The sequence below is a fragment of the Azospirillum brasilense genome (genome assembly GCF_005222205.1).
In the GTDB taxonomy this organism is placed as follows: Bacteria; Pseudomonadota; Alphaproteobacteria; order Azospirillales; family Azospirillaceae; genus Azospirillum; species Azospirillum brasilense_G.
Genome location: NZ_CP032345.1, coordinates 1,295,735 through 1,321,335, shown reverse-complemented (window position 1 = coordinate 1,321,335; position 25,601 = coordinate 1,295,735). Strand labels below are relative to the sequence as shown.

Annotated in this window: 21 protein-coding genes; 9 read left to right on the top strand and 12 right to left on the bottom strand. The window is 70.3% G+C overall.

Annotated elements, in window-relative coordinates; translation table 11 throughout:
• Positions 1-9: 9 nt before the first annotated feature.
• Entirely contained in the window at positions 10-474 is a 465-nt protein-coding gene (locus tag D3869_RS06460; protein ID WP_137139386.1) for a DUF4126 family protein, read from the bottom strand.
• 13 nt (positions 475-487) lie between these two features.
• Complete coding sequence (locus tag D3869_RS06455; RefSeq protein WP_137139385.1) at positions 488-1,960, bottom strand: aldehyde dehydrogenase family protein; 1,473 nt, start codon at positions 1,958-1,960, stop codon at positions 488-490.
• A gap of 9 nt (positions 1,961-1,969) precedes the next feature.
• On the opposite strand from D3869_RS06455, the gene crtI reads away from it, so the two are divergent.
• The 5 genes from crtI to D3869_RS06430 are packed head-to-tail and all read left to right on the top strand — an operon-like array spanning position 1,970 to position 7,591.
• Positions 1,970-3,577 (top strand): phytoene desaturase family protein, encoded by a 1,608-nt coding sequence (crtI, locus tag D3869_RS06450; RefSeq protein WP_432613411.1) that lies wholly within the window; start codon positions 1,970-1,972, stop codon positions 3,575-3,577.
• Positions 3,574-5,115 (top strand): phytoene desaturase family protein, encoded by a 1,542-nt coding sequence (locus D3869_RS06445; protein ID WP_137139383.1) that lies wholly within the window; start codon positions 3,574-3,576, stop codon positions 5,113-5,115. Before crtI ends, D3869_RS06445 begins: the two co-directional genes overlap by 4 nt.
• A 45-nt stretch (positions 5,116-5,160) precedes the next feature.
• Positions 5,161-5,979, top strand: coding sequence for a lysophospholipid acyltransferase family protein (locus D3869_RS06440; RefSeq protein ID WP_137139382.1), 819 nt, complete (start codon positions 5,161-5,163; stop codon positions 5,977-5,979).
• Entirely contained in the window at positions 5,979-7,130 is a 1,152-nt protein-coding gene (locus D3869_RS06435; RefSeq protein ID WP_137139381.1) for a glycosyltransferase, read from the top strand. The genes D3869_RS06440 and D3869_RS06435 overlap by 1 nt, the downstream gene beginning before the upstream one ends.
• Complete coding sequence (locus D3869_RS06430; RefSeq protein ID WP_211114955.1) at positions 7,127-7,591, top strand: DUF2141 domain-containing protein; 465 nt, start codon at positions 7,127-7,129, stop codon at positions 7,589-7,591. The genes D3869_RS06435 and D3869_RS06430 overlap by 4 nt, the downstream gene beginning before the upstream one ends.
• A 3-nt stretch (positions 7,592-7,594) precedes the next feature.
• Here the strand turns inward: D3869_RS06430 and D3869_RS06425 are convergent, their stop codons facing one another.
• Both D3869_RS06425 and D3869_RS06420 read right to left on the bottom strand, forming a co-directional pair.
• Positions 7,595-8,218 (bottom strand): 3'-5' exonuclease, encoded by a 624-nt coding sequence (locus D3869_RS06425; protein ID WP_137139380.1) that lies wholly within the window; start codon positions 8,216-8,218, stop codon positions 7,595-7,597.
• Between the two features lie 11 nt (positions 8,219-8,229).
• Positions 8,230-8,820 carry an NUDIX domain-containing protein gene (locus D3869_RS06420; protein ID WP_137139379.1) on the bottom strand — a complete coding sequence of 197 codons (591 nt, stop codon included), beginning with the start codon at positions 8,818-8,820 and terminating at the stop codon, positions 8,230-8,232.
• 322 nt (positions 8,821-9,142) lie between these two features.
• Between D3869_RS06420 and D3869_RS06415 the strand changes: the two genes are divergently transcribed.
• A complete protein-coding gene (locus D3869_RS06415; RefSeq protein WP_137139378.1) occupies positions 9,143-10,162 on the top strand; it encodes an SAM-dependent methyltransferase in 1,020 nt (339 codons plus the stop codon).
• A 7-nt stretch (positions 10,163-10,169) separates the two neighbouring features.
• Here the strand turns inward: D3869_RS06415 and D3869_RS06410 are convergent, their stop codons facing one another.
• Positions 10,170-11,513, bottom strand: a complete 1,344-nt coding sequence (locus D3869_RS06410; RefSeq protein WP_137139377.1) for an ABC transporter substrate-binding protein — start codon at positions 11,511-11,513, stop codon at positions 10,170-10,172.
• A gap of 262 nt (positions 11,514-11,775) precedes the next feature.
• On the opposite strand from D3869_RS06410, the gene acnA reads away from it, so the two are divergent.
• Positions 11,776-14,466, top strand: coding sequence for an aconitate hydratase AcnA (acnA, locus tag D3869_RS06405; RefSeq protein WP_137139376.1), 2,691 nt, complete (start codon positions 11,776-11,778; stop codon positions 14,464-14,466).
• Positions 14,467-14,526: 60 nt separating this feature from the next.
• On the opposite strand, the gene D3869_RS06400 is transcribed toward acnA, so the two are convergent.
• Together D3869_RS06400 and D3869_RS06395 are read right to left on the bottom strand one after the other, a co-directional pair.
• Complete coding sequence (locus tag D3869_RS06400; RefSeq protein ID WP_137139375.1) at positions 14,527-16,425, bottom strand: acyltransferase family protein; 1,899 nt, start codon at positions 16,423-16,425, stop codon at positions 14,527-14,529.
• Between the two features lie 555 nt (positions 16,426-16,980).
• Positions 16,981-17,823, bottom strand: coding sequence for a LytTR family DNA-binding domain-containing protein (locus tag D3869_RS06395; protein WP_137139374.1), 843 nt, complete (start codon positions 17,821-17,823; stop codon positions 16,981-16,983).
• 144 nt (positions 17,824-17,967) lie between these two features.
• Between D3869_RS06395 and D3869_RS06390 the strand changes: the two genes are divergently transcribed.
• The gene (locus D3869_RS06390; protein ID WP_175426407.1) at positions 17,968-18,411 is read left to right on the top strand and encodes a DUF2141 domain-containing protein; all 444 of its coding nucleotides are present in this window, start codon (positions 17,968-17,970) and stop codon (positions 18,409-18,411) included.
• Between the two features lie 43 nt (positions 18,412-18,454).
• Here the strand turns inward: D3869_RS06390 and D3869_RS06385 are convergent, their stop codons facing one another.
• The 5 genes from D3869_RS06385 to D3869_RS06365 form a co-directional block, all read right to left on the bottom strand.
• Positions 18,455-19,552, bottom strand: a complete 1,098-nt coding sequence (locus tag D3869_RS06385) for a hypothetical protein (protein ID WP_137139372.1) — start codon at positions 19,550-19,552, stop codon at positions 18,455-18,457.
• A 235-nt stretch (positions 19,553-19,787) separates the two neighbouring features.
• Positions 19,788-20,021, bottom strand: a complete 234-nt coding sequence (locus tag D3869_RS06380) for a DUF1150 family protein (RefSeq protein ID WP_094301653.1) — start codon at positions 20,019-20,021, stop codon at positions 19,788-19,790.
• A 76-nt stretch (positions 20,022-20,097) separates the two neighbouring features.
• On the bottom strand, positions 20,098-20,577 hold the full coding sequence (locus tag D3869_RS06375) for an Hsp20 family protein (RefSeq protein WP_014239222.1): 480 nt from the start codon (positions 20,575-20,577) through the stop codon (positions 20,098-20,100).
• Between the two features lie 187 nt (positions 20,578-20,764).
• Entirely contained in the window at positions 20,765-21,202 is a 438-nt protein-coding gene (locus D3869_RS06370; RefSeq protein ID WP_137139371.1) for a GtrA family protein, read from the bottom strand.
• Positions 21,199-22,314: a glycosyltransferase family 2 protein gene (locus D3869_RS06365; RefSeq protein WP_137139370.1), complete on the bottom strand. Its 1,116-nt coding sequence runs from the start codon at positions 22,312-22,314 to the stop codon at positions 21,199-21,201. The genes D3869_RS06370 and D3869_RS06365 overlap by 4 nt, the downstream gene beginning before the upstream one ends.
• 574 nt (positions 22,315-22,888) lie before the next feature.
• Between D3869_RS06365 and D3869_RS06360 the strand changes: the two genes are divergently transcribed.
• Positions 22,889-25,549, top strand: a complete 2,661-nt coding sequence (locus D3869_RS06360) for an ATP-binding protein (protein WP_175426406.1) — start codon at positions 22,889-22,891, stop codon at positions 25,547-25,549.
• Positions 25,550-25,601: the final 52 nt, after the last annotated feature.

The window sequence follows — 25,601 nt, the reverse complement described above, 5'->3', positions numbered from 1 at the left end:
AGCAGCGGCTCAAGCCGCGGCGACGACGAGCAGGGCGACGGTGAGCGCCACCGCGTCCTCGATCAGCGCCGCCGGCCGGTCGCGGCCGAAGGCGGCGGCCATGCGCCGGCGCGCCTCGTAGCCGAGGAGCGTGCCGGCGACCGCGCCGAGCCCGCCGGCGAGCAATCCGGGGACCCACGCCCCCGCGTCCGCGCCGATGGCCGCGCCCGCGATGGCGCCGCTGGCGATGCGGCTGGCGAAGGGGAAGAGGCGTTTGCGGCTGGGGGTGTTCGGCAACTTGTCGGTGACCAGCTCCCCAACCGCCATCGCGGTGAAGACCCAGGGCGAGACCGGGTGGCCAAGAAAGAACAGCCAGCTTCCCGACAGGTCGAGCCAGCCGCAATAGGCGGCCCAGGAAACCGCCGCCGGCGCGAGCATGGTGCGCGAACCGGCGACGGCGCCGATCAGGACGGCGAGAATCAAAGCTGTCGTCACGATGGTCTCCGGGTCAGTCGGTCCGGCGGTCGCGCAGGGCCTGGATCAGGGTCCGGACCGCCCCGGCGCGGGCGCCGGGACCGCCGTGGAGCAGGCGGAGCGCCGCCAGCATCAGCGCCGCGTCGCCGTCGCGCGGCGGGTCGGTGTGGGGAAGCCGCCGGCCGCGCCGCACCGAGACGGTCTTCACCCGCGTCATCTCCAGCAGCCCTTCGGCCCCGCGCGTGACGCCCCAGCCGCTGGCGCGCCGTCCGCCGAAGGGCAGGCGGGGATCGGCGGTCGGCACGATCAGGTCGTTGACCGTCACCGTCCCGGCGTCCAGCCGCCCGGCCAGCGCGCAGGCCTCCGCTTCCGGCCCGAAGACCGAGGCGCCGAGCGCGTAGGGGCTCGCGGCGGCGGCCTCCAGCGCCTCCTCCATGTCGCGGACGGGCACCAGCGACAGGATGGGGGCGAACAGCTCCTCGCGCAGCAGCGCCATGCCCGGCCGCGCGTCGGCCACGATCAGCGGTGCCATCGCCGGGTCGGCGTCCTCGGGCAGAGGGCCGAGCGGGCGGGCGCCCTCCGCCATCGCCGCGCGGACCAGCCCGACCAGCCGGCGCCGCAGCGGCAGGGGCACCGCCGCCGGCGGGATCGCCGCCGCGCTGCGCGTCAAGGCGTCCTCCAGCGCCGCCGCCTGGGCGCGCGGCACGAAGACCCGGCGCGGCGCGATGCAGGTGGCGGAACCGTTGAGGCGCAGGCCGAAGGCCAGCGCGCGGGCGACCGTGCCGAGGTCGGCCCCCGGCAGGACGAACACCGCGTCGTTGCCCGACAATTCCATGGTGGAGGGCACCAGCGAATCGGCGAGCTGGCGGGCCACCGTCCGGCCGGTGCCGGCCGATCCGGTCAGCACCAGCTTGTCGATGCCGGCGGCGATCGCGTCGGACACCGCGTCGGGTGATTCGTCCAGAAGCTGGAACAGCCCGTCGGGCAGACCGGCCTCGGCCAGCCAGTCGGCCAGCCGTTCCATCGGTGCGGAGCAGCCGGGCGCCGGCTTGACCAGCACGGCGTTCCCGGCGGTCAGCGCCTGGAGCGCCTGCACCCCCGGCAGCAGCAGCGGGTAGTTGGAGGGGCCGACGATCAGGACGGTGCCGAAGGGCTCCCGCCGCACCTCCGACGCGACGCCGAACAGCCAGGCCGGGCGGCCTCGCGCGCCCAGGCGCCGCGGCGCCAGCAGCGCGGCGGCCTCGCGCTCCAGGAAGCGGCAGGCTTCGGCGAGCGGCAGGATTTCCGCGCTCAGGCTCTCGGCCGCGCTGCGTCCGGGGCGGGTCGCCAGAGTGTGCACGAGTTCCTTCGCATCCGCCGCAATGCGGCGGCGGATTTTGCGGATGATGGACAGTCTTTCGCCTGTATTGCCGCCGGCCCACGCCGCGCGCGCAATGGAAAATGGATCGCCGGCCCCGCTTGTCCAAGGGGTTACGCCTGGAGAGGTGGCTTTGTGGCTGTGATCCATTTCCGGTCCATGTTCGTAACTGCCTTCACACAAGTCGGCAGCTCGGGAGCGTTTGACAAGCGGATGGAACGGCAAGTCGTGATCATTGGCGCTGGGCCCGGTGGATTGGCATCCGCGATGCTCCTGGCGCTCACCGGGGCGAAGGTCACCGTGCTGGAACGGCAGGACCGCGTCGGCGGCCGGTCGGCCGGCTTCGCGCTCGACGGGTACCGCTTCGACAGCGGCCCGACCTTCTTCCTCTACCCCCGCATCCTGGAGGAGATCTTCGAGGCCTGCGGGCGCCGCCTGTCGGACGAGGTCGATCTGATCCGCCTCGACCCGCTCTACCGGCTGGTCTTCGAGGCCGGAGGGGAGCTGCGGGTCCATGCCGAGATGAAGGCGCTGATGGCGGAGATCGCGCGCCTCGACCCGCGCGACGCCCAGGGCCTGCCGCGTTTCCTGGCCGACAACCGCGCGAAGATGGAGCTGTTCCGCCCGATCCTGGAAACCGACTTCTCCAGCCCCTGGGCGCTGGCGTCGCTGCCGATGCTGAAGGCGCTGGGACGGCTTTCGCCGCAGCGCTCGGTCGACCGCGACCTGTCCCGTTACTTCCAGGACCCGCGCGTCCGCCTCGCCTTTTCTTTCCAAAGCAAGTATCTGGGCATGTCGCCCTTCCGCTGCCCCAGCCTGTTCACCATCCTGTCCTTCCTGGAGCATGAGCACGGCGTCTTCCACCCGCGCGGCGGCACCGAGGCGGTGATGGAGGCGATGCGGCGGGTAGCCGAGAGCCTCGGCGTCACCGTGCGGCTGAACGAGACGGTGCGCCACATCCGCTTCCAGGGCCGCCGCGCCGTGGGGGTGCGGACGGAGGCCGGCGAGTATCCGGCCGACGCGCTGGTCATCAACGCCGACTTCGCCCGCGCGATGACCACGCTGGTGCCCGACGATCTGCGCCGCCGCTGGAGCGACGCCCGCATCGCCACCAAGAAATTCTCCTGCTCCACCTTCATGCTCTATCTCGGGATCGAGGGGCGGATGGAGGGGCTGGACCACCACACCGTCTATCTGGCGGAGGATTACGCCCGCAACCTCGCCGAGATCGAGGATGGCCGCGAGATGCCGCGCCGCCCGTCGATCTACGTGCAGAACGCCTGCGTCAGCGACCCCGATCTGGCTCCGCCCGGCGGCAGCACCCTCTACATCCTGGTGCCGGTCGGCCACCAGCGCGGCCACATCGACTGGACGGCCGAGGCGCCGCGCTACCGCCGCCTCGTGCTCGACCGGCTGGCCGGCTTCGGCCTGAGCGATCTGGAGCGCCGCATCCGGGTGGAGCGCGTGGTGACGCCGGCCGACTGGGACCGCCAGTTCGCCGTGCACCGCGGCGCCACCTTCAACTTGGCGCACAGCCTGGACCAGATGCTCCACCTGCGTCCGCACAACCGGTTCGAGGATCTGGACGGCGTCTATCTCGTCGGTGGCGGCACCCACCCCGGCAGCGGCCTGCCGGTGATCTTCGAAGGCGCGCGCATCACGTCGCGGCTGCTGGCCTCGGAACTGGGCCTGCCGACGCCCTGGCGCAGCGAAACCATGGGACTGTCCGGCCTGCCCAAGCGGGCCGTAGCGGGGGGATTGGCATGACGGATCGGATCGCGGTGATCGGCGGCGGCCTGGGCGGGCTGGCGTCGGCGGTGGTTCTGGCGGCGCGCGGCCACAAGGTCGTGCTTCTGGAGAAGAACGGCTGGGTCGGCGGCAAGGCGGCGGTGCTGGAGGAGGGTGGCTTCCGCTTCGACATGGGGCCGACCATCCTGACGGTGCCGCGCGTCCTGCGCCGCATCCTGGCGGAGGCCGGCTGCGACCTCGACCGCGAGCTGGAGCTGGTCCGGCTGGAGCCGCAATGGCGCTGCTTCTTCGACGACGGCACCCTGCTCGACCTGTCGGAGAACATCGGCGCGATGGCCGCGGAACTCGACCGGCTGACTCCCGGTCGCGGCGCCGGGGAGGGCTACCGACGCTTCCAGGCGCTGTCGGAGCGTCTGCACGGCATTTCCGAACGCTTCTTCTTCTGGAAGTCGGTGGAGGATCTGGGCGACACGCTGAAGTTCCGCGACAGCATGAACACCAGCACCCTGTCCGACGTGCTGGCGCTGCGCATGGGCAGCACGGTGGCCGGCACCATCCGCAGCCACGTCCCCGACGCCCGCGCCGCCCAGATGCTCGACCATTTCACCCAGTATGTCGGGTCCTCCCCCTACGGCTCCCCGGCGGTGCTCTGCGCCATCGCGCACATGCAGACCAACGACGGCGTCTGGTATCCGATGGGCGGCACCCGCGCCGTTCCGCTGGCGCTGGAGCGGGTGGCCCGGCGCCTCGGCGTCGAGATCCGCACCGGCACCGGCGTGCGCCGGCTGGAGGTGACCGACAAGCGCGTCACCGCCGTCGAGACCGAGAGTGGGGAGCGCATCCCGGTGTCGGCGGTGGTGTCCAACATGGATTCCGTCCGCACCTACGAGGAGCTGGTGGGCGGCGCCCCGGCCAAGCGCTTCCGCAAGCGCCGCCGCTACGAGCCGGCCTGCTCGGGCGTGGTCTTCTATCTCGGGCTCGACCGCGGCTACGACCATCTGCTGCACCACGACTTCGTCTTCTCCCGCGACCCGGCGGAGGAGTTCGAATGGATCTACCGCCGCGGCGAGCCGGCGCCCGACCCGACCTGTTACATCGCCGCCCCCGCCCGCACCGAGCCCGGCGTGGCGCCGCCGGGGGGCGAGGCGCTCTATGTGCTGGTCCACACCCCCTACCTGCGGCCGCACCACGACTGGTCGCGGATGCTGCCGGACTACCGCCGCGTGGTCTTCGACAAGCTGAAGCGCACCGCCGGCATGGCCGACCTGGAGGACCGCATCCGCGTCGAGCGCGTCCTGACCCCGCAGGACATCCACGACCGCTACCGCGTGCTGAACGGCGCCATCTACGGGCTGGCCAGCCATGGTCGCTTCATGGGCGCCTTCAAGCCGGGCAACCGCTCCCGCGACGTGGAGGGGCTGTATCTGGCCGGTGGGGCCGCCCATCCGGGGCCGGGCATGCCGATGGTGCTGATGTCGGGCTGGATCGCCGCCGACAGCCTGGACCAGGACCTCCGGAGCGGGGCGCGCGACACCGACCTGCGCGCCGTCGCCTGAGGGGTGGGGATGGGGCCAGGGATGGGGCCAGGGATGGGGCCAGGGATGGGGGATGACTGGCTGAACGACGATCCGGTCGCGTTGCGCTCTCCGGCGCTCTGCCGCTTCTTCGGCGCCGTCATGGCGCGGCGGATGCGGCGCGACTTCCACGCGGTGCGGCTGGCCCGGCCGGGCTGGCCGGCCCTGCCGCCCGACCGGCCGGTGATCGTCTGCCTGAACCACCCGTCCTGGTGGGACCCCGCCTTGCTGATCGTGATGGGGACGACCCGCTTCCGCGACCGGCCGGGCTACGGTCCCATCGAGGCGGCGATGCTGCGCCGGTACCGCTTCATGGCGCGCATCGGCCTGTTCGGGGTCGAGCCGGGCCGGGCCGGGGCCGCCGCCTTTCTGCACCATGGCCGGCGCATCCTGGCCGACCCGCGCTCCATGCTGTGGATCACCGCGGAGGGCGCCTTCACCGATCCGCGCCGCCGGCCCGTCAGCCTGCGGCCGGGCATCGCCCATCTGGTCCGCCGCGCACCCGAGGCGGTGGTCGTGCCGCTCGCCGTGGAATACCCGTTCTGGGACGAGAGCACGCCGGAGGCGCTGGCCCGCTTCGGCGAGCCCGTGGATGCCTCCGCCTTCGCCGGCTGGCCGGTGCCGGACATCGCCGCCGCGCTGGAGCGCCGGCTGGAGGCGGCGATGGACGCGCTGGCGCTCGACGCGCAGAGCCGCGACCCGGCGCGCTTCCTGACGCTGATCGACGGCACGGTGGGGGTTGGCGGCGTCTACGACCTGTGGCGCCGCGCGCGGGCCTGGGTCGGTGGGCAACGCTTCACGGCCAGCCATGGTGATGCACCGGACACGAAAGGGACCCCCCGCTGATGCCCACCGTCACGCTGCTGGCCGCGCTGGCTCTGGCGCTCGCCCTGCTGCCTCTGGGGCTGGGCCTCGTGAATCTGTGCCTCTACCGTCGCCCGCGGGCCGAGCCGCCGCCGGGGGCCGCCGTCAGCATCCTGATTCCCGCCCGCAACGAGGAGGCCACCATCGCCGCCGCGGTGCGGGCGGCGCTGTCCAGCTGCGGCGTGACGGTGGAGGTGGTGGTGCTGGACGACCATTCCACCGACCGCACGGCGGAGATCGTCCGCGCCATCGCCGCTCGCGACCCGCGCCTGCGCGTGGAGACGGCGCCGCCGCTGCCGCCCGGCTGGTCGGGCAAGCAGCACGCCTGCCAGGCGCTCGCCGGTCTGGCGCGGCACCCGGTGCTGCTGTTCCAGGACGCCGACGTGCGGCTGGCCCCGGACGCCGCCCGGCTGGCCTGCGGCGCGCTGCTGGCGGGCAGGTCGGGGCTGGTCAGCGGCTTCCCGCGCCAGGAGACCGGCACCCTGGCCGAGGCGCTGGTGATCCCGCTGATCCATGTCCTGCTGCTCGGCTATCTGCCGATGGTCGGGATGCGCTGGTCGGGCAATCCGGGCTTCGCCGCCGCCTGCGGCCAGTTGATTGCGGTGCGGCGGGATGCCTACCAGACGGCCGGCGGCCACGCCGCCATCGCGACCTCGCTGCACGACGGGGTGACGCTGCCGCGGGCCTTCCGCCGGGCGGGGCAGGGGACCGACCTGTTCGACGCGACCGGCCTCGCCCGCTGCCGGATGTATCGCGGCTGGCGGGAGGTGTGGTCCGGCTTCTCGAAGAACGCGACGGAGGGGATGGCGACCCCGGTCGCCCTGCCGGTCTGGACCCTGCTGCTGTTCGGCGGCCATGTCCTGCCCTGGCTGCTGCTGGGCTGGGCGGCGCTTGACCCGCTGCCGGAGGGGGCTGCCGCCCTGGCGGCGCTGGCCGTGGCGGCAGGTCTGTCGTTGCGCTTGCTGCTGGCCCTGCGTTTCCGCCAGAGTCTGGCCGGGGCGCTGCTCCACCCCGTGGGCATCCTGATCCTGCTGGCGATCCAATGGTCGGCGCTGCTGCGCGCCCGCCGGGGCCGCCCGGCGGAATGGCGCGGGCGCGCCTATCCGTCCACCTCACGAACGGGTGCACCATGATTCACTGGCAGTTCCGGACCGCCCGCAACGCCACGGTGGTCGGATCGCTGGCCGCTCTGGCGATCCTCCTGGCGACGGCCCCGGCCATCGCCGGCGACCTTGCCATCACCGTTGCCAACGTCGCGAACGCCCAGGGGAAGGTGCTGGTCGCGGTGTGCACCCAGGAGACCTTCCTGGGACCCAACTGCCCCTACACCGCGGCGGAGCCGGCGCGGCCGGGCAGCGTCACCGTGGTGGTGCACAAGGTGCCGCCCGGCACCTACGCGGTGCAGTCCTTTCATGACGAGAACCAGAATCTCGAACTCGACCGCAACTTCCTCGGCCTGCCGACGGAGGGAGTCGGCTTCAGCAACGACGCCCCCATGCGCTTCGGCCCGCCGCGCTACGCCGACGCCGCCCTGACGGTCGCCGAGCCGGTGACGCGCACGACGCTGACCCTGCGCTATCTGGTCGAGCGCTGAGCTTCAGATCACCGGCACCAGACGCCGCCGCCGGGGCGGCGGATTGCCGCCCTTGCAGGGGCTGTAGCCGCCCGGCGCCAGCTGCCCGAACGTGATGCCGGTGGCCGCGGCGATGTCGGCCAGCCGCTCCAGCCCCAGCACGCGGGTGGCGGCGAGGGCGATGCGCCCGCAGGCCTCGGCGTCGCTGCCGGCGCGGTGGTGGTCGAGCGCGATGCCCAGATGGTCGGCCAGATAATTCAGCTTGTGCGCGGCCAGCTGCGGCCACGCCTTGCGCGCCAGCACCACGGTGCAGAGGTAGCTGCAGGCCGGCCAGTCCAGACCGTAATCGTCCAGCGTGTGGCGCAGCACGCTGATGTCGAAGGAGGCGTTGTGGGCCAGCACCAGTCGGCCCTCCAGCCGCCGGGCGAAGCGGCGCCAGACCTCCGGGAATTCCGGCGCGCCGGCGACATCCTCCGCCCGCAGCCCGTGGACGGCGGTGTTGAAGGGGTTGAAGCGCATCTCCCGCGGGCGGATCAGATGCTCCTCCGTCTCCACCACGCGTCCGTCCTCGATCCAGGCGACGCCGATGGAACAGGCGCTGGTCCGTGACTCGTTGGCGGTTTCGAAATCGATGGCGACAGCCTGCATGACGTCTTCCCTCAACCCAGGATCAGGCGGGTGACGTCCTCGGGCAGGTCGCCGTCGAGCGCCATCAGGCGGACCCTCATCAGGCAGGCCACCGCGATGGCGTCGGTGATCTCGCCGCGCTTGACCATGGCGTAGGCCTCGGCGAAGGGGACGTGGCGCAGCTGCAGGACCTCCGTCTCCTCCGGTTCGGCCTGCCCCTGCTCGATCCCCCAGGCGAGAAAGCAGTGGGCCGTCTCGTCGGTGATGCTGTTGGACAGGTGCATGGTCAGGATCGGCAGCCAGTGGCGGGCGGTCTGGCCGGTTTCCTCCAGCAGCTCGCGCTTGGCCGACTCCACCGGCTCGACGCCCTTCTTGCCGCCGCCTTCCGGGATCTCCCAGCTGTACTGCTCCAAGGGGAAGCGGTACTGGCCGACCAGAGTGACGCGGCCCTGGTCGTCGATGGGAACCACACCGGTCGCCAGATTCTGGGCGTGCATGACGCCGTAGATGCCGGGGTTGCCGAGCGGGGTCAGCACATCGTGCTCCACCACCCGCATCCACGGATTCTCGTAGATCGGCTTGGTCGTCAGGACGGTCCAGGGGTTGCCGGTCTTGTGCGGCACGCCGGTGCTCCTTGCGCGGGGTGGGGGACGGGCTGTGGGGGTGCTGGGGCGGAACTATAGGCATTGCGCCCCGATGCTGCAACGCGGCGCGCTTCGGCCACCTGGCCGCGCGCCGCCTTCGGAACCGCAAGCCGTGGGTGTTGCAGAAATATTTCACAGTTAGATAAAATTTTCGCGACAGTTCATGCAAGTCCTCTCCAACTGTTCGCGCTGGTTACTTGACTCCCCGACTGTTGAGGTCTACCTCTATATTGTGCGGTATCCGTGGATGCCGGCGGTGGCCGTCCTTTGTGGGGCAGCAATTTTGGAAACGCAGCGCCGGATGCGGCACAATTTTCAGGATAGGGAGCGCTGGCGCAATCCCGACTGGCGGACGAAATTCGTCGCCTGGTGGGAAGGCTACGACCTCGCCGCCCTGTCCCGTCTGGCCCGCACCGCCCCCGCCTCCCGCCTGCCCCTGCGCGGCCCGGTGGCGGCGCTGGGCTCCGCCGCGCCCGCCGGCGCTCTGCCGCCCGAGGCGCCGCGGCCCGATGCCGACCTGGAGCGGCTGGAGAATCTGCAGCTCGATCGCCAGGGCGAACCGGTCTGGTCGGTCGCCCGCACGGAAGGGGCTCAGATGCTGTGGGGTCCGGACTGCGTCGGTCCCGGCGACTCGCAATGGATGGTCGAATCCGTCCGCTCCTTCGGGCTGAACCCGGCCAAGAGCGTGCTGGACCTCTCGGCGGGGCTGGGCGGCCCGGCGCGCGGCATCGTGGACAGCTACGACACCTGGGTGACCGGGCTGGAGATGTCGCCCCTGCTGGCCAAGCTGGGGATGGAGCGCTCCAAGGCGCTGGGCGTGTCGAAGAAGGCGCCGATCGGCCATTACGACCCCGAGCATTTCAACCAGGCGGGCGCCTTCGACCTCGTGCTGGCCGACCGGGTGATGCACCGGGTGCGCGACAAGGAGAATTTCCTCGACCGCGTCTGCGACTGCGTCAAGCCGAAGGGCGGCGTGCTGCTGTTCGATTACGTGATCGAAGGCACCCCGTCCTCCTGGGAGAGCTGGAACGGCTGGCGCGATTCCGAGCCTCTGGAGGTCTATCCCTGGTCGGCCACCCGCATGGCCGACGAGCTGACCCAGCGCAACCTGGACCTGCGCATTTCCGAGGATCTGACCCAGTTCCACCGCCGGCAGGCCGTGGAGCGGGTGCGCCGGCTGGGCGAGGCGCTGAAGACCGCCGTTCCCGAACCCCGCGTGCTGAAGGCGCTGGCCCGCGAGCTGGCGTTGTGGTGGTCGCGCCTGCGCGTGCTGGGCAGCGGGTTGCGCTTCTGCCGCTACGTGGCGATGCGCCCGACCTGAAGGACTCCTAATCGCAGGCCCGCGGTTCGATCTTGCGTTCCGCCGCGAAACGCCGGGCCGACTCCGCCACCAGCTTGCGGATCAGGGCGCGGCGGGGCTCGATGGGGCCGGACACGTCCAGCCAGCGCGCGCCATCCCACCGCTGCACGTGCAGCGGCGCGATCCCCTCATGGTCGGCGCAGGTGATGCGCAGCGGCTGCATGAAGCCGTCCAGCCCCAGCGCGGCCAGCCGTTCGGCGGTCAGGTCCAGATGGTCGAAGCCCCAGGCGACCTGCGCCCCGGTCAGCGGCCGGCGCCCGTATTTGCCCTGCGCGGTGCGGATGGCCTCGACCAGGACGGCGGCGTTGAAGACCCCGCGGTTGTAGAGCACCGTGCCGATCTGGCCGGGATCGCCGGCCCCCAGCCCCTGGTTGTGGACTTGCTCGCGGATGGCACGGATCACCGGCAGATCCGCTCCGGCGGCGTGGAAGGCGACCGCCTTGTAGCCGACCGCAGCAGGGCCGACCGGCCGGACGTCCAGCTCCGACCCGGCCCACCAGACGCCGATCATGCGGTCGGCCGGATAGCCGGCGGCGGCGGCCTCGCGCAGGGCGGTGGAGTTCTGCACGCCCCAGCCCCACAGGATCACGTAGTCGGGCCGGTAGTGGCGGGCGATCTGCGTCCACACGGCGCGCTGGTCCAGCCCCGGCGGGGCGACGGGGAAGCTGCGCATTTCGAAGCCGAGCGGGCCGCGCAGCGCCTCCAGCATGGGCAGCGGCTCCTTGCCGAAGGCGCTGTCGTGGTAGACATAGGCGATCTTCCGCCCGCGCAGCCGCTCGGTTCCGCCCAACTCCGTGGCCCCCAGTTCCTTGACAATGTGGCTGATGGCGGCGTCGATGCCCGTCCAATAGCTGGCCGGGGCGTTGACCGCGTAGGGGAAGACCCGCCCGTCGGACACGTCCGCCCGCCCATAGCCGGAGGAGAAGACCGGGATGCGGTCGGCGCCGCCGCGCTCGATCAGGGCGTAGGTGATGCCGGTGGACAGCGGCAGCACGGCGGCGGCGCCGGTCGGCCCCTTGGCCTTCAGCCGCTCGTAGCAGTCCACCCCACGGTCGGTGTTGTAGCCGGTGTCGCACTCCTCCCAGGCGATGGGCACGCCGCCGATGCCGCCGTCGCGCCGGTTGATCAGCGTCAGATAGTCGGCCACCCCGTCGGCCAGCGGGATGCCGTAAGGCGCGTAGGGGCCGCTGCGGTAGACGAGGTGCGGGAAGAACTGCGCCCCTTGCGGCGACTCCGAAGCGGCCTCGGCCGGGGCGCACAGCACCGCCATCGCCAGGGCCACCGCCGCCAAAGCCGGGGCGCGCCATGCCATTCCGTTTCCTCCACCCGTCGCGCGCCGGGCCGCTCCGCCCGCCCGCATGGTTTTCGTTGCGTGGTTCTCGTTGCGCGGGATTCTAGTACGGACCGGCCCCGTTTCGCACGAAGAGAGCGCAGCCCTCACGCTTCCGCTTGTCTGCCCTTTGCACGGCGCCGTTTGAAGGGGGGCGGGACCGGCACTAAATCAGGCGGTTGAGACATGCGGAAACCACGGCCGCCGCCCGGCCGGTCCGCCAATAACGCGAAGGAGGGGTACCGTGACGACGTTCACCGGTCAGGACTCGCTGAAAACCCGCCGCTCCCTGTCCGTCGGGGGCAAGAGCTACGATTATTTCAGCATCAAGGCCGCGGAGGACGCCGGACTGGGCGACCTCTCCCGGCTGCCCTATTCCATGAAGGTGCTGCTGGAAAATCTCCTGCGCTTCGAGGACGGGCGCACGGTGTCCACCGACGACGTGAAGGCGGTGGCCCAATGGCTTCACGACAAGCGGTCCGACCGTGAGATCGCCTACCGCCCGGCGCGCGTGCTGATGCAGGACTTCACCGGCGTGCCAGCGGTCTGCGACCTGGCGGCGATGCGCGAGGCGATGGCCGCGCTGGGCGGCGATCCCAAGAAGATCAACCCGCTGGTGCCGGTCGATCTGGTCATCGACCATTCGGTGATGGTCGATTACTTCGGCAACCCCTCCGCCTTCGAGAAGAACGTCGAGCTGGAGTTCGAGCGCAACCTGGAACGCTACGCCTTCCTGCGCTGGGGCCAAAAAGCCTTCGACAATTTCCGCGTCGTGCCGCCGGGCACCGGCATCTGTCATCAGGTCAACGTCGAGTATCTGGCGCAGGGCGTGTGGACTGACACCGATCCGGCGGGCAAGCTCGTCGCCTATCCCGACACGCTGGTCGGCACCGACAGCCACACCACCATGGTGAACGGGCTGGGCGTGCTCGGCTGGGGCGTCGGCGGCATCGAGGCGGAGGCGGCCATGCTCGGCCAGCCGATCTCCATGCTGATTCCCGAGGTCGTCGGCTTCAAGCTGACCGGGCGGCTGAAGGAGGGCACGACGGCCACCGACCTCGTGCTGACCGTCACCCAGATGCTGCGCAAGAAGGGCGTGGTCGGCAAGTTCGTGGAGTTCTACGGGGCGGGTCTGGATCACCTGACGCTGGCCGACCGCGCCACCATCGGCAACATGGCCCCGGAATACGGCGCCACCTGCGGCATCTTCCCGATCGACGCGGAGACCATCCGCTACCTGACCTTCACCGGCCGCGACGCCGACCGCGTGGCGATGGTCGAGGCCTACGCCCGCGCCCAGGGCATGTGGCGCGACGCCGGCACGCCGGACCCCGTCTTCACCGACACGCTGGAGCTGGACATGACGACGGTCGAGCCGTCGCTGGCCGGCCCGAAGCGCCCGCAGGACCGCGTGCCGCTGTCCCAGGCGGCGCAGAGCTTCGGCGGTGATCTGGTCGGCACCTTCAAGGCGGAGGACGCCGATCGCTCGGTCCCCGTGCAGGGCTGCGGCTACAACCTCGACCAGGGGGCGGTGGTGATCGCCGCCATCACCTCCTGCACCAACACCTCCAACCCGGCGGTTCTGGTGGCCGCCGGCCTGCTGGCCCGCAAGGCGGTGGAGAAGGGGCTGAAGTCCAAGCCCTGGGTCAAGACCTCGCTGGCTCCGGGTTCGCAGGTGGTCACCGACTATCTGGCCAAGGCCGGGCTCCAGCCCTACCTCGACCAGCTCGGCTTCAACATCGTCGGCTACGGCTGCACCACCTGCATCGGCAACAGCGGCCCGCTGCCCGACCCCATCGCCGCGGCGGTGGAGGAGGGCAACCTCGTGGTCGCCGCGGTGCTGTCGGGCAACCGCAACTTCGAAGGCCGGGTGAACCCGCACACGCGGGCGAATTACTTGGCCTCGCCGCCGCTGTGCGTCGCCTACGCGCTGGCCGGCAACATGAAGATCGACCTGAGCAAGGACCCCATCGGCACCGGCCATGACGGCCAGCCCGTCTATCTGAAGGACGTCTGGCCGACCAACCAGGAGGTCCAGGACGCCATCGACGCCTCGCTGTCGGCGGAGATGTTCCGCAGCCGCTACGGCAACGTGTTCGAGGGGCCGGCGCAGTGGCGCGGCATCCAGACCGCCGAGGGCCAGACCTACGAGTGGCAGGCGGGCAGCACCTACGTGAAGCTGCCGCCCTTCTTCGCCGACATGCCGAAGACCCCCGAGGCGGTGAGCGACGTGCGGGGCGCCCGCGCGCTGGCCGTGCTCGGCGACAGCATCACCACCGACCACATCTCGCCCGCCGGCTCGATCAAGAAGACCAGCCCGGCCGGCGAGTATCTGCTGAGCCATCAGGTGCGCCCGCAGGACTTCAACTCCTACGGGGCGCGGCGCGGCAACCACGAGGTGATGATGCGCGGCACCTTCGCCAACATCCGCATCCGCAACGAGATGCTGGCGGGCGTGGAGGGCGGCGAGACCCGGCACTATCCCTCGGGCGAGCAGTTGCCGATCTACACCGCGGCGATGCGCTACGCCCAGGAGGGCGTGCCGCTGGTGGTCATCGCCGGCAAGGAGTACGGCACCGGCTCCAGCCGCGACTGGGCGGCCAAGGGCACCAAGCTGCTGGGCATCCGCGCGGTGATCGCCGAGAGCTTCGAGCGCATCCACCGCTCCAACCTCGTCGGGATGGGCATCCTGCCGCTCCAGTTCAAGGACGGGCTGACCCGCAACGATCTGGCGCTGGACGGCACGGAGACCTTCGACATCGCCGGCATCGAGCAGGACCTGCGCCCGCGCAAGGACGTGATGATGACCATCACCCGCGCCGACGGGCAGACGCGGCAGGTGCCGCTGCTGCTGCGCATCGATACGGTGGACGAGGTCGAGTATTACCGGAACGGCGGCGTGCTGAACTTCGTCCTGCGCAACCTGGCGAAGTGACGGATGCCGGCGCAGCGGGGGCGGCTCCGCCCTCCCGCTGCGCGGCGTTCCGGCCGGGCCTCACTCTCCATAGAACGGGTCGGGGGCGCGCAGAACCTCCTGGATGCTCTGCACGAGCAGGGTGCTGCCATGGGCCGAGAAGTGGCCCTGATCCAGGAAATAGAAGCCCTGGTCGTCCCTGATCCGGCAGAGCGGAAGGTCCTTGCAGGGATCGGGGTCGCAGAAATAGTCGGAGGTGTCGACGAACTGCGCACCGCGCGTCGCCGTGATGACCGGCTGGTCGGCGGCTTGGCCGGTGATCGAATAGGCCCGCTCCGACTTCATGAAATAGGTGTGGTCGTAGGGGTTGCGGAAGCGGAAGACCGGGCTCTGTCCCAGCACGACGATGCGGATGCCCCGGCTCAGCAGCGCGCCGACGGTCTCATGCAGGCGGCGAAGGTCGAGGGCGTTGGTGTCCATGTACCATTCCCACCGCGCCGCCATGATGACGATGCGGATGCCGTTGCGGTCGATGAGTTCATCGACGCGGCGGTTGAACTCCTGGCAGTTCGGGCGGGCGTTGACGGACAGGTCCTTGATGGGCGGGCAGCCGGAAGCCGTGTACTGCACGATGTTGAAAGGCAGGGTATCGGCGACCGTCTGCAGCCCCGGCACATAATGGGCGGCGAAGGAATCCCCCCAGAGCAGGGCGGTGGGTGCCTCCGCCTTCGGCGACCCGATCCGGCAATTCTCCAGGCCCGGCCACGCCTCGGGCGGCTGGTCGGTCTCGAGGAAGCAGGTGTGTTCCTTGTAGAGTTCCCGTCCTGAAATGTCCTGCGGCGCGTAATCGGCGAAGCGCTGCGGCAGCCCGTTGGACAGATGGCCGAGCAGCCCGACCCCCGCCAATCCCGCCATGACCCAGCCGGTCCGCGCGAAGACCTTGGACGGCCGGCGGTCCGACTTCGCCCTGGGCTTGCGGAAGGGAACCTCGATCAGCCGCCAGGACAGCACGGACACCGCGGCGATGAGCGCGAGAAGGATCAGCGTTTCCCTAATGGTCAGATCCCGCCCTTTGTAGAAGCGCGCGAAGACCATCAGCGGCCAATGCCAGATGTACATCGAGTAGGAAATCAGGCCGATGAAGACCATGGGGCGCAGCGTCAGCACCCTCCCGACCGCCGTCGGACCGCTCCGCCCCGCGTGGATCACCAGCGCCGCCCCCAGGCAGGGCAGCAGCGCCGCGTAGCCCGGAAAGGCCGTCGCCTCCGTCAAGGCGAACACGCTGACGAGGATCAGGGCGGCGCCGAGGGCGGAGGTCAGTTCGCGCACCGCGCGGCCGCGGATGTCCGGAACGGCGCCGAAGGCGAGAAGGGCGCCCAGCACCAGTTCCCACAGCCGGGGCGGCAGCAGGTAGAAGGCCGCCACCGGATGATCCCGGACCAGCGACACGCCCAAGGCGAAGGACGCCGCCGCCGCCGCCAGCAGAACGGCGATCCACACCGGACGCCCGTAGGGGAGCAGGGCCAGCACGGCGAGGGGAAAGATGATGTAGAACTGCTGCTCCACCCCCAGCGACCAGGTGTGGAGAAGCGGGTTCATCTCCGCCGCGTTCTCGAAGTAACCGGACTTCAGATAATAGACGATGTTCGACGAGAACAGCGTGGTCGCCGCGAGGTTCTGGGAAAAGCTCTTCAGCTCCTGGGGCGACAGCAGAAACAGGGCGAGCACCGCGGTGACCGCCAGCGCCGCGAACAGGGCGGGAAGGATCCGGCGGACGCGGCGGACATAGAAGTCGGCGAGGGAGAAGCTGCCGCGCTGCGCATCGTTCAGAACGATGGAGCCGATGAGGTAGCCGGAAATCACGAAGAACACATCGACGCCGATGTATCCGCCGCTGAACAGGGGAAACTTCGCGTGGAACAGCAGGACGGCGAGGATCGATACCGCGCGAAGGCCGTCGATGTCGGGGCGGTACGTCATGGGACCCGCGATGCTTGGGTGGAGCGAAGGCACGGGGCGGCGGTCCCGAACCCGGTTCTGCGGCGGGAGGCGAGCGGCTAAAGCGAACTTCCGTTCGCTTTAGACTCACATCGCCTCACTTGCCGGCGGGCTTCGGCCGCATGTGCGGCCGGGGCCGCCGTCGCGGTCCAAAGCGGATTGCAATCCGCTTTAGGGAGTAGGGGAGTGCCCGGCTGCACGAGGGGAAGCGATGAGATCGCTCCCTGGAAATTCAATAAGACTGAAAGACTTCATGGTATAGGCGCAAGGTTAGCGTTTTTGTCGCTTGCATTGCCTTGTTGTTTTCGATGCCCTTGATAGGAAAATGCCTGTGATTTCGATGGTATGGTATCGTGGTGGTGTGTTGAAGTGAATTATTGAATGAAAGCCTTAGGGTGTCGGCACTTTGAGTGACCTAACAAGAATTCAACGGTAATGACCACCCAATGGGGATAGAGAAAGCACCCGTTATTGCGTGGGGTGTCCGCGTCTGTTCGGGTTTTCACAGCGTCTTTGTGTATGTCAAGGGGGCGCTGATCACGGCCCCGCCTTCTCCGTCCAGCCCGCCTCGCGAACCGCCGTCGCGTAACTACGGCTGACCGGCACGCGCAGGCCGTTGCGCAGAACCAGCACCAGCTTGCCGTCCGGCTTGCGCTCCACCCCGGCGACGGCGGCGGCGGCGACCCAGTGGGAGCGGTGGACCTGCATGCCGTCCAGCCCGGCCAGTTCGGCGATGGCGTCGCGCAGCCGCATCAGGATCAGGTCGCTGCCCTCCGCCGTGTGGGCGCGGACGTAGTGGTCCTCCATCTCCAGCGCCAGCAGGTCCCGGCCGAGCCGGGCCGGCAGGCGGGCGAGGAAGGTGGGCTGCGCCGGGGGGGCCGGCGCGTTGTCCGGGACGGGCGGGGATGGCGGCGGCGTGGAGCCGGCGAGAAGCCCGCGGTCGCGCAGCTCCAGCCAGACCGGAATGGCGGACACCAGCAGGGTGACGAGGACGACGTAGACGAACAGCTCCGCCAACCCCAGCGGGCGCAGAAAGTCCATCCCGCGCAACGTCCTTTCAAGCAGCGCCACGGTCAGCGTCATCAGCGCCGCCACCGCCAGGATCACCCCGACCAGCATAACGCGCCACGCCCCCGCCCGCTCCCGCAGCCGATGGCCGGCGGCCAGGGTCAGAAGCTCGAAGGCGAGACCGCCCAGTCCGATCAGCCCGCACCAGTAAGCCAGCCGCTGCGCCAGCGTCAAATCCGCGAAGGTGCCGAACGGGCCCAGCAGGGTCAGCACCAGCGCGGCGGCCAGCAGCACCGGCAGGCGCCGGCCCAGCAGCCGGCGGCGGTAGGGCGTGCGTGGCTGCCCCGTCGCGGGAACCGGCGTTTCACGCATCGTGAACCGCCGGTTCCAGCGTTTCGCGAAGCAACGCCCCGCCGGTCCCGCAGCGGTGGTGGTCCGCCGCCCGCTCCTTCAGGCATGGAAGGGGCCGGGTCGGAAGGGCGACGGTTCGTCCACGGCGAAGGAAAGGGACAGGAAATGGGAGCCGCATGTCGGATCGGATTGGGGGTGGTCGGCGCGATGACGCTGACCCTCGCCGCGGCGGGGGTCCGTTCGGCGGAGCTTCGCGCAACCATCGGCAACGTCAAGCCCCAACAGGGCAAGCTGTGGGTCGCGCTGTATGACGGCGCCGATGCCTACAAGGCGGAGCGGCGTCTCGCCGGGCAAATCCTGGAGGCGTCGGGGACGGAGGTGACGGCGGTTTTCGCCGGGCTGCCGGCGGGGCGCTACGGAGTCGCGGTGTTCCAGGATCGGAACGGCGACTCGGTGCTCACCACCAACCTGCTGGGCATGCCGCGCGAGCCCTACGGCTTCAGCGGCGGGGCGACGGGCAGCGCCTTCGGCCCGCCGGCCTTCGACGCCTTCGCCCTGGTGGTGCCGGACGGGGGGACGGTGACCACCAGGGTGCCGCTGACGGAGTGAACCGCCGTTCCCGGGCAACCGGAGCCGTGCCGTGGACGGCTCCTCACGCGCTGGCGGAGCGGGCGGACTGTTCCAGCGACTTGATGTGGGACAGGCCGGGCAGGATTTCCGACTTCACGAACTCCATGCGCCGGTTCGGGCCGCCGCCGCCGCGGGCGAAGCGGGCCTTCCACAGGTCCATCTTCACCGCCAGACCGCACAGCACGCCGCCGATGGTGACGTGGTGGGAGGCGATCAGCTCGCGGATGGAATGGAAGGTCTCGGCGTTGATGTCGCGCCAGAAGTCCTTGGACCGGTTGTCGAAGCTCTCGAACCGCCCGGTGATCGAGGTCGAGATGTCGGTCAGGTCGCGGCTGATCTCGTCGAGCATGCGCATCTGCCGGGCGTCGCGCTTGACCTCGGTGGAGCTGCGGATCTCGGCCATCCAGGAAAGGAAACGCTGGATCTCCGGGACGATGTCGTCCAGGCATTTCTTGAAATAGGCCAGCGACAGGAAGATGTCGCCGTATTCCTCAAGGAACTGCGGGATCTCCCCAAGCTCGATGTCCAGCCGGTCGGCCATCATGCGCAGGTTGCGCAGCGCCTCGTCCCGGTTGGGGTTGGAGAACATGCCGATGATGTCCTTCACGTCCTGGACCTGCATGTCCTCGGACCCGTAGACATACTCGACCAGCGGGCGCGTGAAGACGCGCATGTAGTTGGTCAGCTCCTCCTTCTTGCGATCGGACAGGGTCAGCGACTCGACGCTGTTGACGTCGATGTTCATCCGCCGCAATTCGATGCGGGAGGTGTAGACGTCGAAGCTGGAGGCGGCGGCGATCTTCTCGATCTTGACGAGGTCGCGCTCCACCTCCTCCTTGTAGGATTCGAAATAGGCGGTGAGGTGGCGCGGCGAGACCTGCCCGCTGCCGGTCTGGACGTCGTGGAACATCTCGACGACGGTCTGCAACCGCACGTTCTTGATCAGCCGGGCGTGCTGGAGCCCCGGCGTTTCCAGCGGGATGGCCGACAGCGGCATGATGTGCAGCGCGTCGCGGGCCTCGTCCTCCCACTGCTTGCGCCGGCCTCCGCCCTGGGGGCGTGCCGATTTGTCCCCGGCAACCTCGGCCACAGCCTCGCTGGTGTCTGCCCCGTCGCTCAATGCCATCTCCCCGCAAGCCGGCGTCCATCCGCCCGCTTGGCCACTTTCGCGGTCCCCCACAAGGATAGCGGGTTGAGGGGGGCGGGCAAGGGTCGATGGGGGCGTCCCGGAGCAATGTCATATCACCGGTCGTACAGAAACGAAAAGGGCCGGTCCGCGGCGGACCGGCCCTTTCGCAACCTCCGGGGCGTTTTCGGCGAAACCTCAGGGTGTCGCCGGCCGGACGCCCCAGGCGTCAATGGACGCTCAGCGGCTCCATGTCGTTCTGGCGGACGGTGGCGAAGGCCACGTCGCGCTCCGCCAGCACCGTCAGCGGCGTGCCGTCGGCGGCGTGGACGGAGAAGGCCGGGGCGTCGTCGACGGTCACCGGCCGGACATAGGCCACATGGTCCAGCCCGAAGGTGGCGAAGTCCTGGGGCGACAGTTGGCGCAGGTAGGCCGCGGCCTTGTCGATGTCGAAGCTGTTCATGACGCAGTCCTTTGGACGAATCGGTCGAGGAGGTGTGAAGCGGCGGGCAATCGCGCTGGTTGAGCGCCGGAACCGGTCAGGCGTCGCCGCGGTCAGGGGCGACGTCGATGGTCTGCGGTCCGGCGGTGCCGCTGGCGGCCTGGGCGGGCTGCTCGATCTTGATGGTGCGGACCTTCGGTTCCGGCAGGGGCCGCTTCAGGTCGATGTTGAGCAGGCCGTTGTCGAGCGAGGCGCCGACCACCTCGATCCCCTCCGCCAGCACGAAGCTGCGCTGGAACTGGCGGGCGGCAATGCCGCGGTGCAGGTAGATGCGCGAGCGGTCGTCGGTCTGGCGGCCCCGGATGACGAGCTGGTTGTCCTCGATCTGAACGGACAGATCCTCGGAGGTGAAGCCGGCCACGGCCAGCGTGATGCGCAGGCCCTCGTCTCCGATCTGTTCGATGTTGTAGGGCGGATAGCCTTCCGCGGAATTCTTGGCGATGCGGTCCAGCGTGCGCTCGAACTGGTCGAAGCCCAGGAGCAGCGGACTGTTGAAGAGCGAAAGACGTGTCGTCACGGCGCATCCTCCTCGAGAGGCGAGCGAGTTGCACATTGGGCCCGTTTCCGGCGCCCGGCTGGCTGGCGGCCCGAAAGGGGAGGCTCGGCGCCGCTTCGTCATAGATTGGGGTAGGCCGCCCGGCGGTCAAGGTTCGCCGTTGCGGCAAAGCGCCCGCCTCGTCCGCGCGACCGCCGGGGGCGGGGCGTCAGGCGATGGGGCTGGCGGCCGGCGCGGTGAAGACGAAGCGCCGACTCGACCAGTAGTTCCAGGCGAAGGTGACGGCGGTCGCCGCGATCTTGGCGGCCAGCGGCGGAACGGCGGGGACCAGCAGGCCGATCACCAGCGTCGACAGCCCCAGCCCGACGAGGTTGAAGGCGAGGAACAGCGGCAGGCGGCGGGCCATCGGGGCGGCCTCCCGGCGCATCCGGAAGGTCCAGCTGCGGTTCAGCAGGAAGCTGCACAGCACGCCGGCGCCGTAGCCCACGGCGTTGGCGGCCAGGACGGGGACGCCGGCCAGCGACACCAGCGCCAGGAACAGCGCGAAATCCACCCCGGTGTTCAGCAGGCCGACCACGGCGAAGCGGATGGCCGTCCAGGGAACGGCCCGTCCCCGGCCTTCCGCGCCGCTCAACTGGCCGCTCAACTGTTGGCCCCGCTTCTGGCCTCGATGCGGGAGAAGGCTCCGGCGGCCGCGGCGATGCCGGTTCCCAGATGCACCACGACGGGGTCCGGCACGGCCGGACCGCCGGTTTCGGTGGCCGCCGCCCGGGCGGCGGCTTGGGCGGCGGCCTGGGCCGCCATGGCGTCCGGATGGCGGGCGATGCGGTCCACCACGAACAGCGGCCGCTGCTTCGTCTCCATGTAGAGCCGCCCCAGATACTCGCCCAGGACGCCGAGGATCAGCAGTTGCGTGCTGCCCAGCACCAGCGAGACGACCATCACGCTGGTCCAGCCGGGAACCGTCGCGTGCTGCGACCAGCTCACCAGCGCGTAGCCCAGCGCCAGCAGCGCGCACAGCGCGAAGAAGAAGCCGACGTAGGAGGCGGCGCGCAGCGGCTTGATGGAGAAGCTGGTGATGGCGTCCACCGCGAAGCGGATCATCTTGCCCAGCGGGTACTTGGTCTCGCCGACGGCGCGGGCCTGCCGGTCGTAGGGCAGCGGCTCCTGCTTCAGCCCGATCCAGCTCACCATGCCGCGGATGAAGCGGTGCTGCTCCGGCATGGCGTTCAGCACCTCCAGGGCGCGGCGGCTCATCAGGCGGAAGTCGCCGGTGTCCTTGGGGATCTCGATGTCGACCAGCCGGTCGAGCAGGCGGTAGAACAGAGCCGCCGTGCCTTTCTTGAACCACGTCTCGCCGTCGCGGGCCATGCGGGTGCCGTAGACCACGTCGGCCCCGGCGTCCATGCGGGCCATCATGGTGGACAGCAGCTCCGGCGGGTCCTGCAGGTCGGCGTCGATGATCAGGATCCGCTCGCCCCGGCAGACGTGAAGGCCGGCGGTCAGGGCCAGCTGGTGGCCGTGGTTGCGCGACAGCCGCACCCCCGTCACCGCCGGATCGTCGCGCACCAGATCGGCGACGCGGCCCCAGGTGCCGTCGCGCGACCCGTCGTCCACCAGGATCAGCTCATAGCTCTCCCCGACCTCGGCGCGGCAGGCCGCGGACACCCGGCGGTGCAATTCGCCGATTCCCTCGGCCTCGTTGTAGCAGGGAACCACCACGGACAACCGCGGGGCCCCGGCAACGGCGTGCTGCATGAACCTTCTCCCGTCACCGCCTCCTGTCTGCGCCCCCGGCCCGATGGTGTTCCGCCGTTGGCTTTCACGGCGTGAAACCCAACGGAGAACCCCTTCGGGCGAAAGCGCAGACCTCGGGCGACACCGGCGCGGTACCGCCGGCATCCCGCTTCGCCAACGGGAGCCAAGGCCCTTTTGCCCCGCCGGAATTCGGTACTAACCCGGTCATGCGCCGGCCGCGCCGGCCCGGCCGGCGGAAATCCCCGGAACGTCACAGGCCTATGGCATTTGAGACGATTGCCGGCTCGGTCGGGGTGCCCCGAAGGGCGTGGTGCGATGCGGAATGCCGGGCCTTTGTCCGCCCCGTGGCGTCGCCACGCCGCTACCCCGGATGGCGATGCCAAGTGGGGTGCCTCTGCCGGGGTGCCTATGACGGGCGACCACCTCCGTCCCGGCACGTCCTTTGCGTGAACGGGGCAGGCGGGCGGAACGAAACGGAGCGGCATCCTCCCGTATGCCGGGAATGCGTCGCACGATGCGAATCCGCGTCGCGCCGCGCAGGCAAATTGCAAAACGGGAGCGCCGGAGGGTTGCGATGACCATGGTTTCCAGCGAACTGCTGCTCGGGCTGGTGCAGAACATCGGGCTGTTCGCCGTCGTGGCGGTCGTGTTCCTGCAGATCCGCAGCCGCGCCGCCGGCTGGCCGGCGCCGCTGTCCAACGTCCTGCTGGGCCTGATGTTCGGCGGGGTGGCGGTGCTGGGCATGGCCGATCCGGTGCGGGTGGCGCCGGGGCTGTTCATCGACGCGCGCAACGTGATGGTCGGGCTGGCCGGTCCCTTCGGCGGTCCGCTGGCCGGGGCTGCGGCGGCGCTGCTGTCCGGTGCCTTCCGCTTCTGGATGGGCGGTCCCGGCGCGGTCGCGGGGGTCACGTCGCTGGTCGGGGCGGGGCTGATCGGCATGCTGGTGGGCGCGGCGGCGCGGCGGAGCGGGCGCTTCGGCAACCGGCATCTGACCGTGCTGGCCCTGCTGGTGACGGTGATGGCCCCCTTCAGCTTCCTGCTGCTGCCCCCCGATCTGGCGCGCCGCCTGATGGACACCGCGCTGGTGCCGCTGAGCCTCGGCAACTTCTTCGGAACGCTGGCGCTGGGCACCTTCCTGCGCAAGGAGCAGGAGCGCTGCGATCTCCAGACCGCCCTCACCGAAAGCCAGCGCCGCTTCGCCGCGACGGTGGCGAACCTGCCGGGCGGCGTGTATCAGCGGGTGCTTGGGGCGGACGGCCGGTTGCGCTTTCCCTACTGCAGCCCCGGATTCTTCCAGGTGACGGGCCTGCCGCCGACGGCGTCGGTGACGCTGGAGGCGCTGAACCGCATCCTCCACCCGGACGACCGCCCGCGTCTCTACGCCTCGATCCACGCCTCGGCGGAGACGCTGGAGCCTTGGAACCTTGAATACCGGATCGTCCGGTCCGACGGCGAGATCCGCTGGATCAGCGCCACCAGCCGGGCCGCGCGGCGCGACAACGGCGACATCGTGTGGGACGGCATCGTCACCGACGTGACCGAGGCCAAGCGCAACGAGCAGGCGCTGATCCAGGCCCGCCTGGAGGCCGAGGCGGCCAGCCGCGCCAAGGCCGAGTTCCTGGCGACCATGAGCCATGAAATGCGCACCCCGCTGAACGGCATCCTGGGCTTCTCCCGCCTGCTGCTGGACGAGGACCTGACGCCGCGGCAGAACCACCACGCCCGCCTGGTGCGCGACGCCGGGCGGTCGCTGCTGACGGTGATCGAGGACGTGCTGGACTTCTCCCGCATCGAGGCGGGGCGGCTGGCGTTGAACGACACCCCCTTCGCCATCCGCGACCTGATCGCCAACTGCGCGGCGGTGCTGCGTCTGGAGGCCGAAGCGAAGGGGCTGACGCTGCACGCCGCCGTCGCGCCGGACGTTCCGGACTGGCTGAGCGGCGATCCCGACCGGCTGCGGCAGGTGGTCCTGAACCTTCTGGCCAACGCCGTGAAGTTCACCGAGCATGGCGGCGTCGGCCTGACCATCGTGAAGATCGCCGACACGTCCGCCGGCCCCCACCTGACGATCAGCGTTACCGACACCGGGATCGGCATTCCGCTCGACCGGCAGGGCCAGCTGTTCCAGCGCTTCAGCCAGATCGACCGGTCGCGCGGGGGCACGGGCCTGGGGCTCGCCATCAGCCGGCGGCTGGTGGAGATGATGGGCGGAACGGTCGGCGTGCAGAGCCAGGCGGGTGTCGGCTCCACCTTCTGGCTGTCGCTGGTGCTGCCGGAAGCCGCCCCGCCCGTCCAGGGCTGCGTTCCCTGCGCGGCGGCTCCCCCGGTCCCGCGCCGTCCGTCGCGCATCCTTCTGGCCGAGGATCTGGCGATGAACCGGGAACTGACCGTCGCCATGCTGCTGGGGGCCGGCCACCGGGTGGACACCGTCGCCGACGGGCGGCAGGCGGTGGAGGCGGTGCAGCGCGGCGTCTACGACCTCGTGTTGATGGACGTGCACATGCCGGACATGGACGGTCACGCCGCCACGCGGGCGATTCGCGCCCTGCCGCCGCCGGTGGGGACCATCCCGATCCTGGCGATGAGCGCCAGCGCCTTGCCCGACGAGGTTCGGCGCTGCCACGCCGCCGGCATGAACGGCCACATCGCCAAGCCGGTGGACCGCAGCCTTCTGCTGGATGCCATCGATCGCGCGGCAGGCGATCGTGCGGCGGGCGATCGCGCGGCGGGCGGAGCCGTCGAGGGCGAGCCGGCCGTTGCATCCCCGGCCGCCGCATTCCCCGTCGCCGCGGCGGGAACGGGCGTTCCGCCGAGGAGCGTGGTGGCGCCGATTCCGCTCCGCCAGCCGCTCGACCTGGCGATGCTGCGCCGGTTGTCCGACGACCTGGGTGAGGACGCCTGCGTCCGTCTGGCCGTCGCCTTTCTCGATGACCTGCCCGAGCGGATGGGCCTCCTGGCCGGCGGCGGGTTGAGGGCTGACCCCGGTGACGCGGCAGCGCAGGCGCAGGCGCTGATCGCGCCGGCGGCGGCTCTGGGGCTGGTCCGTCTGGCATCCGCCTGCCGCGCCCTTTGCGCCGCGCTCCGCGCGGGCCGCCGGGACGAGGCGGCGGGGCTGATCGGCAGCGTCCTGGAAGCGGCGGAGGAAGGGGAGAGGGCCCTGCGCGACGTCCTCTCCGCCAACCGGGCGGAAGCCCTTTTCAAGTCTCTTGCGAAGGACATCGTCCGGACGCCATAATTACCATGCGCGGCAATTTTCTCTCTTCCGGCGTGCGCCGGACTGGGCGGGC

Coding starts and splice junctions, on each gene's coding strand:
- D3869_RS06455 (WP_137139385.1), bottom strand. CDS start 1,960: ATGGATCACAGCCACAAAGCCACCTCTCCAGGCGTAACCCCTTGGACA.
- crtI (WP_432613411.1), top strand. CDS start 1,970: ATGTTCGTAACTGCCTTCACACAAGTCGGCAGCTCGGGAGCGTTTGAC.
- D3869_RS06445 (WP_137139383.1), top strand. CDS start 3,574: ATGACGGATCGGATCGCGGTGATCGGCGGCGGCCTGGGCGGGCTGGCG.
- D3869_RS06440 (WP_137139382.1), top strand. CDS start 5,161: ATGGGGGATGACTGGCTGAACGACGATCCGGTCGCGTTGCGCTCTCCG.
- D3869_RS06435 (WP_137139381.1), top strand. CDS start 5,979: ATGCCCACCGTCACGCTGCTGGCCGCGCTGGCTCTGGCGCTCGCCCTG.
- D3869_RS06430 (WP_211114955.1), top strand. CDS start 7,127: ATGATTCACTGGCAGTTCCGGACCGCCCGCAACGCCACGGTGGTCGGA.
- D3869_RS06425 (WP_137139380.1), bottom strand. CDS start 8,218: ATGCAGGCTGTCGCCATCGATTTCGAAACCGCCAACGAGTCACGGACC.
- D3869_RS06415 (WP_137139378.1), top strand. CDS start 9,143: ATGCGGCACAATTTTCAGGATAGGGAGCGCTGGCGCAATCCCGACTGG.
- D3869_RS06410 (WP_137139377.1), bottom strand. CDS start 11,513: ATGGCATGGCGCGCCCCGGCTTTGGCGGCGGTGGCCCTGGCGATGGCG.
- D3869_RS06400 (WP_137139375.1), bottom strand. CDS start 16,425: ATGACGTACCGCCCCGACATCGACGGCCTTCGCGCGGTATCGATCCTC.
- D3869_RS06395 (WP_137139374.1), bottom strand. CDS start 17,823: ATGCGTGAAACGCCGGTTCCCGCGACGGGGCAGCCACGCACGCCCTAC.
- D3869_RS06390 (WP_175426407.1), top strand. CDS start 17,968: ATGGGAGCCGCATGTCGGATCGGATTGGGGGTGGTCGGCGCGATGACG.
- D3869_RS06380 (WP_094301653.1), bottom strand. CDS start 20,021: ATGAACAGCTTCGACATCGACAAGGCCGCGGCCTACCTGCGCCAACTG.
- D3869_RS06365 (WP_137139370.1), bottom strand. CDS start 22,314: ATGCAGCACGCCGTTGCCGGGGCCCCGCGGTTGTCCGTGGTGGTTCCC.
- D3869_RS06360 (WP_175426406.1), top strand. CDS start 22,889: ATGACCATGGTTTCCAGCGAACTGCTGCTCGGGCTGGTGCAGAACATC.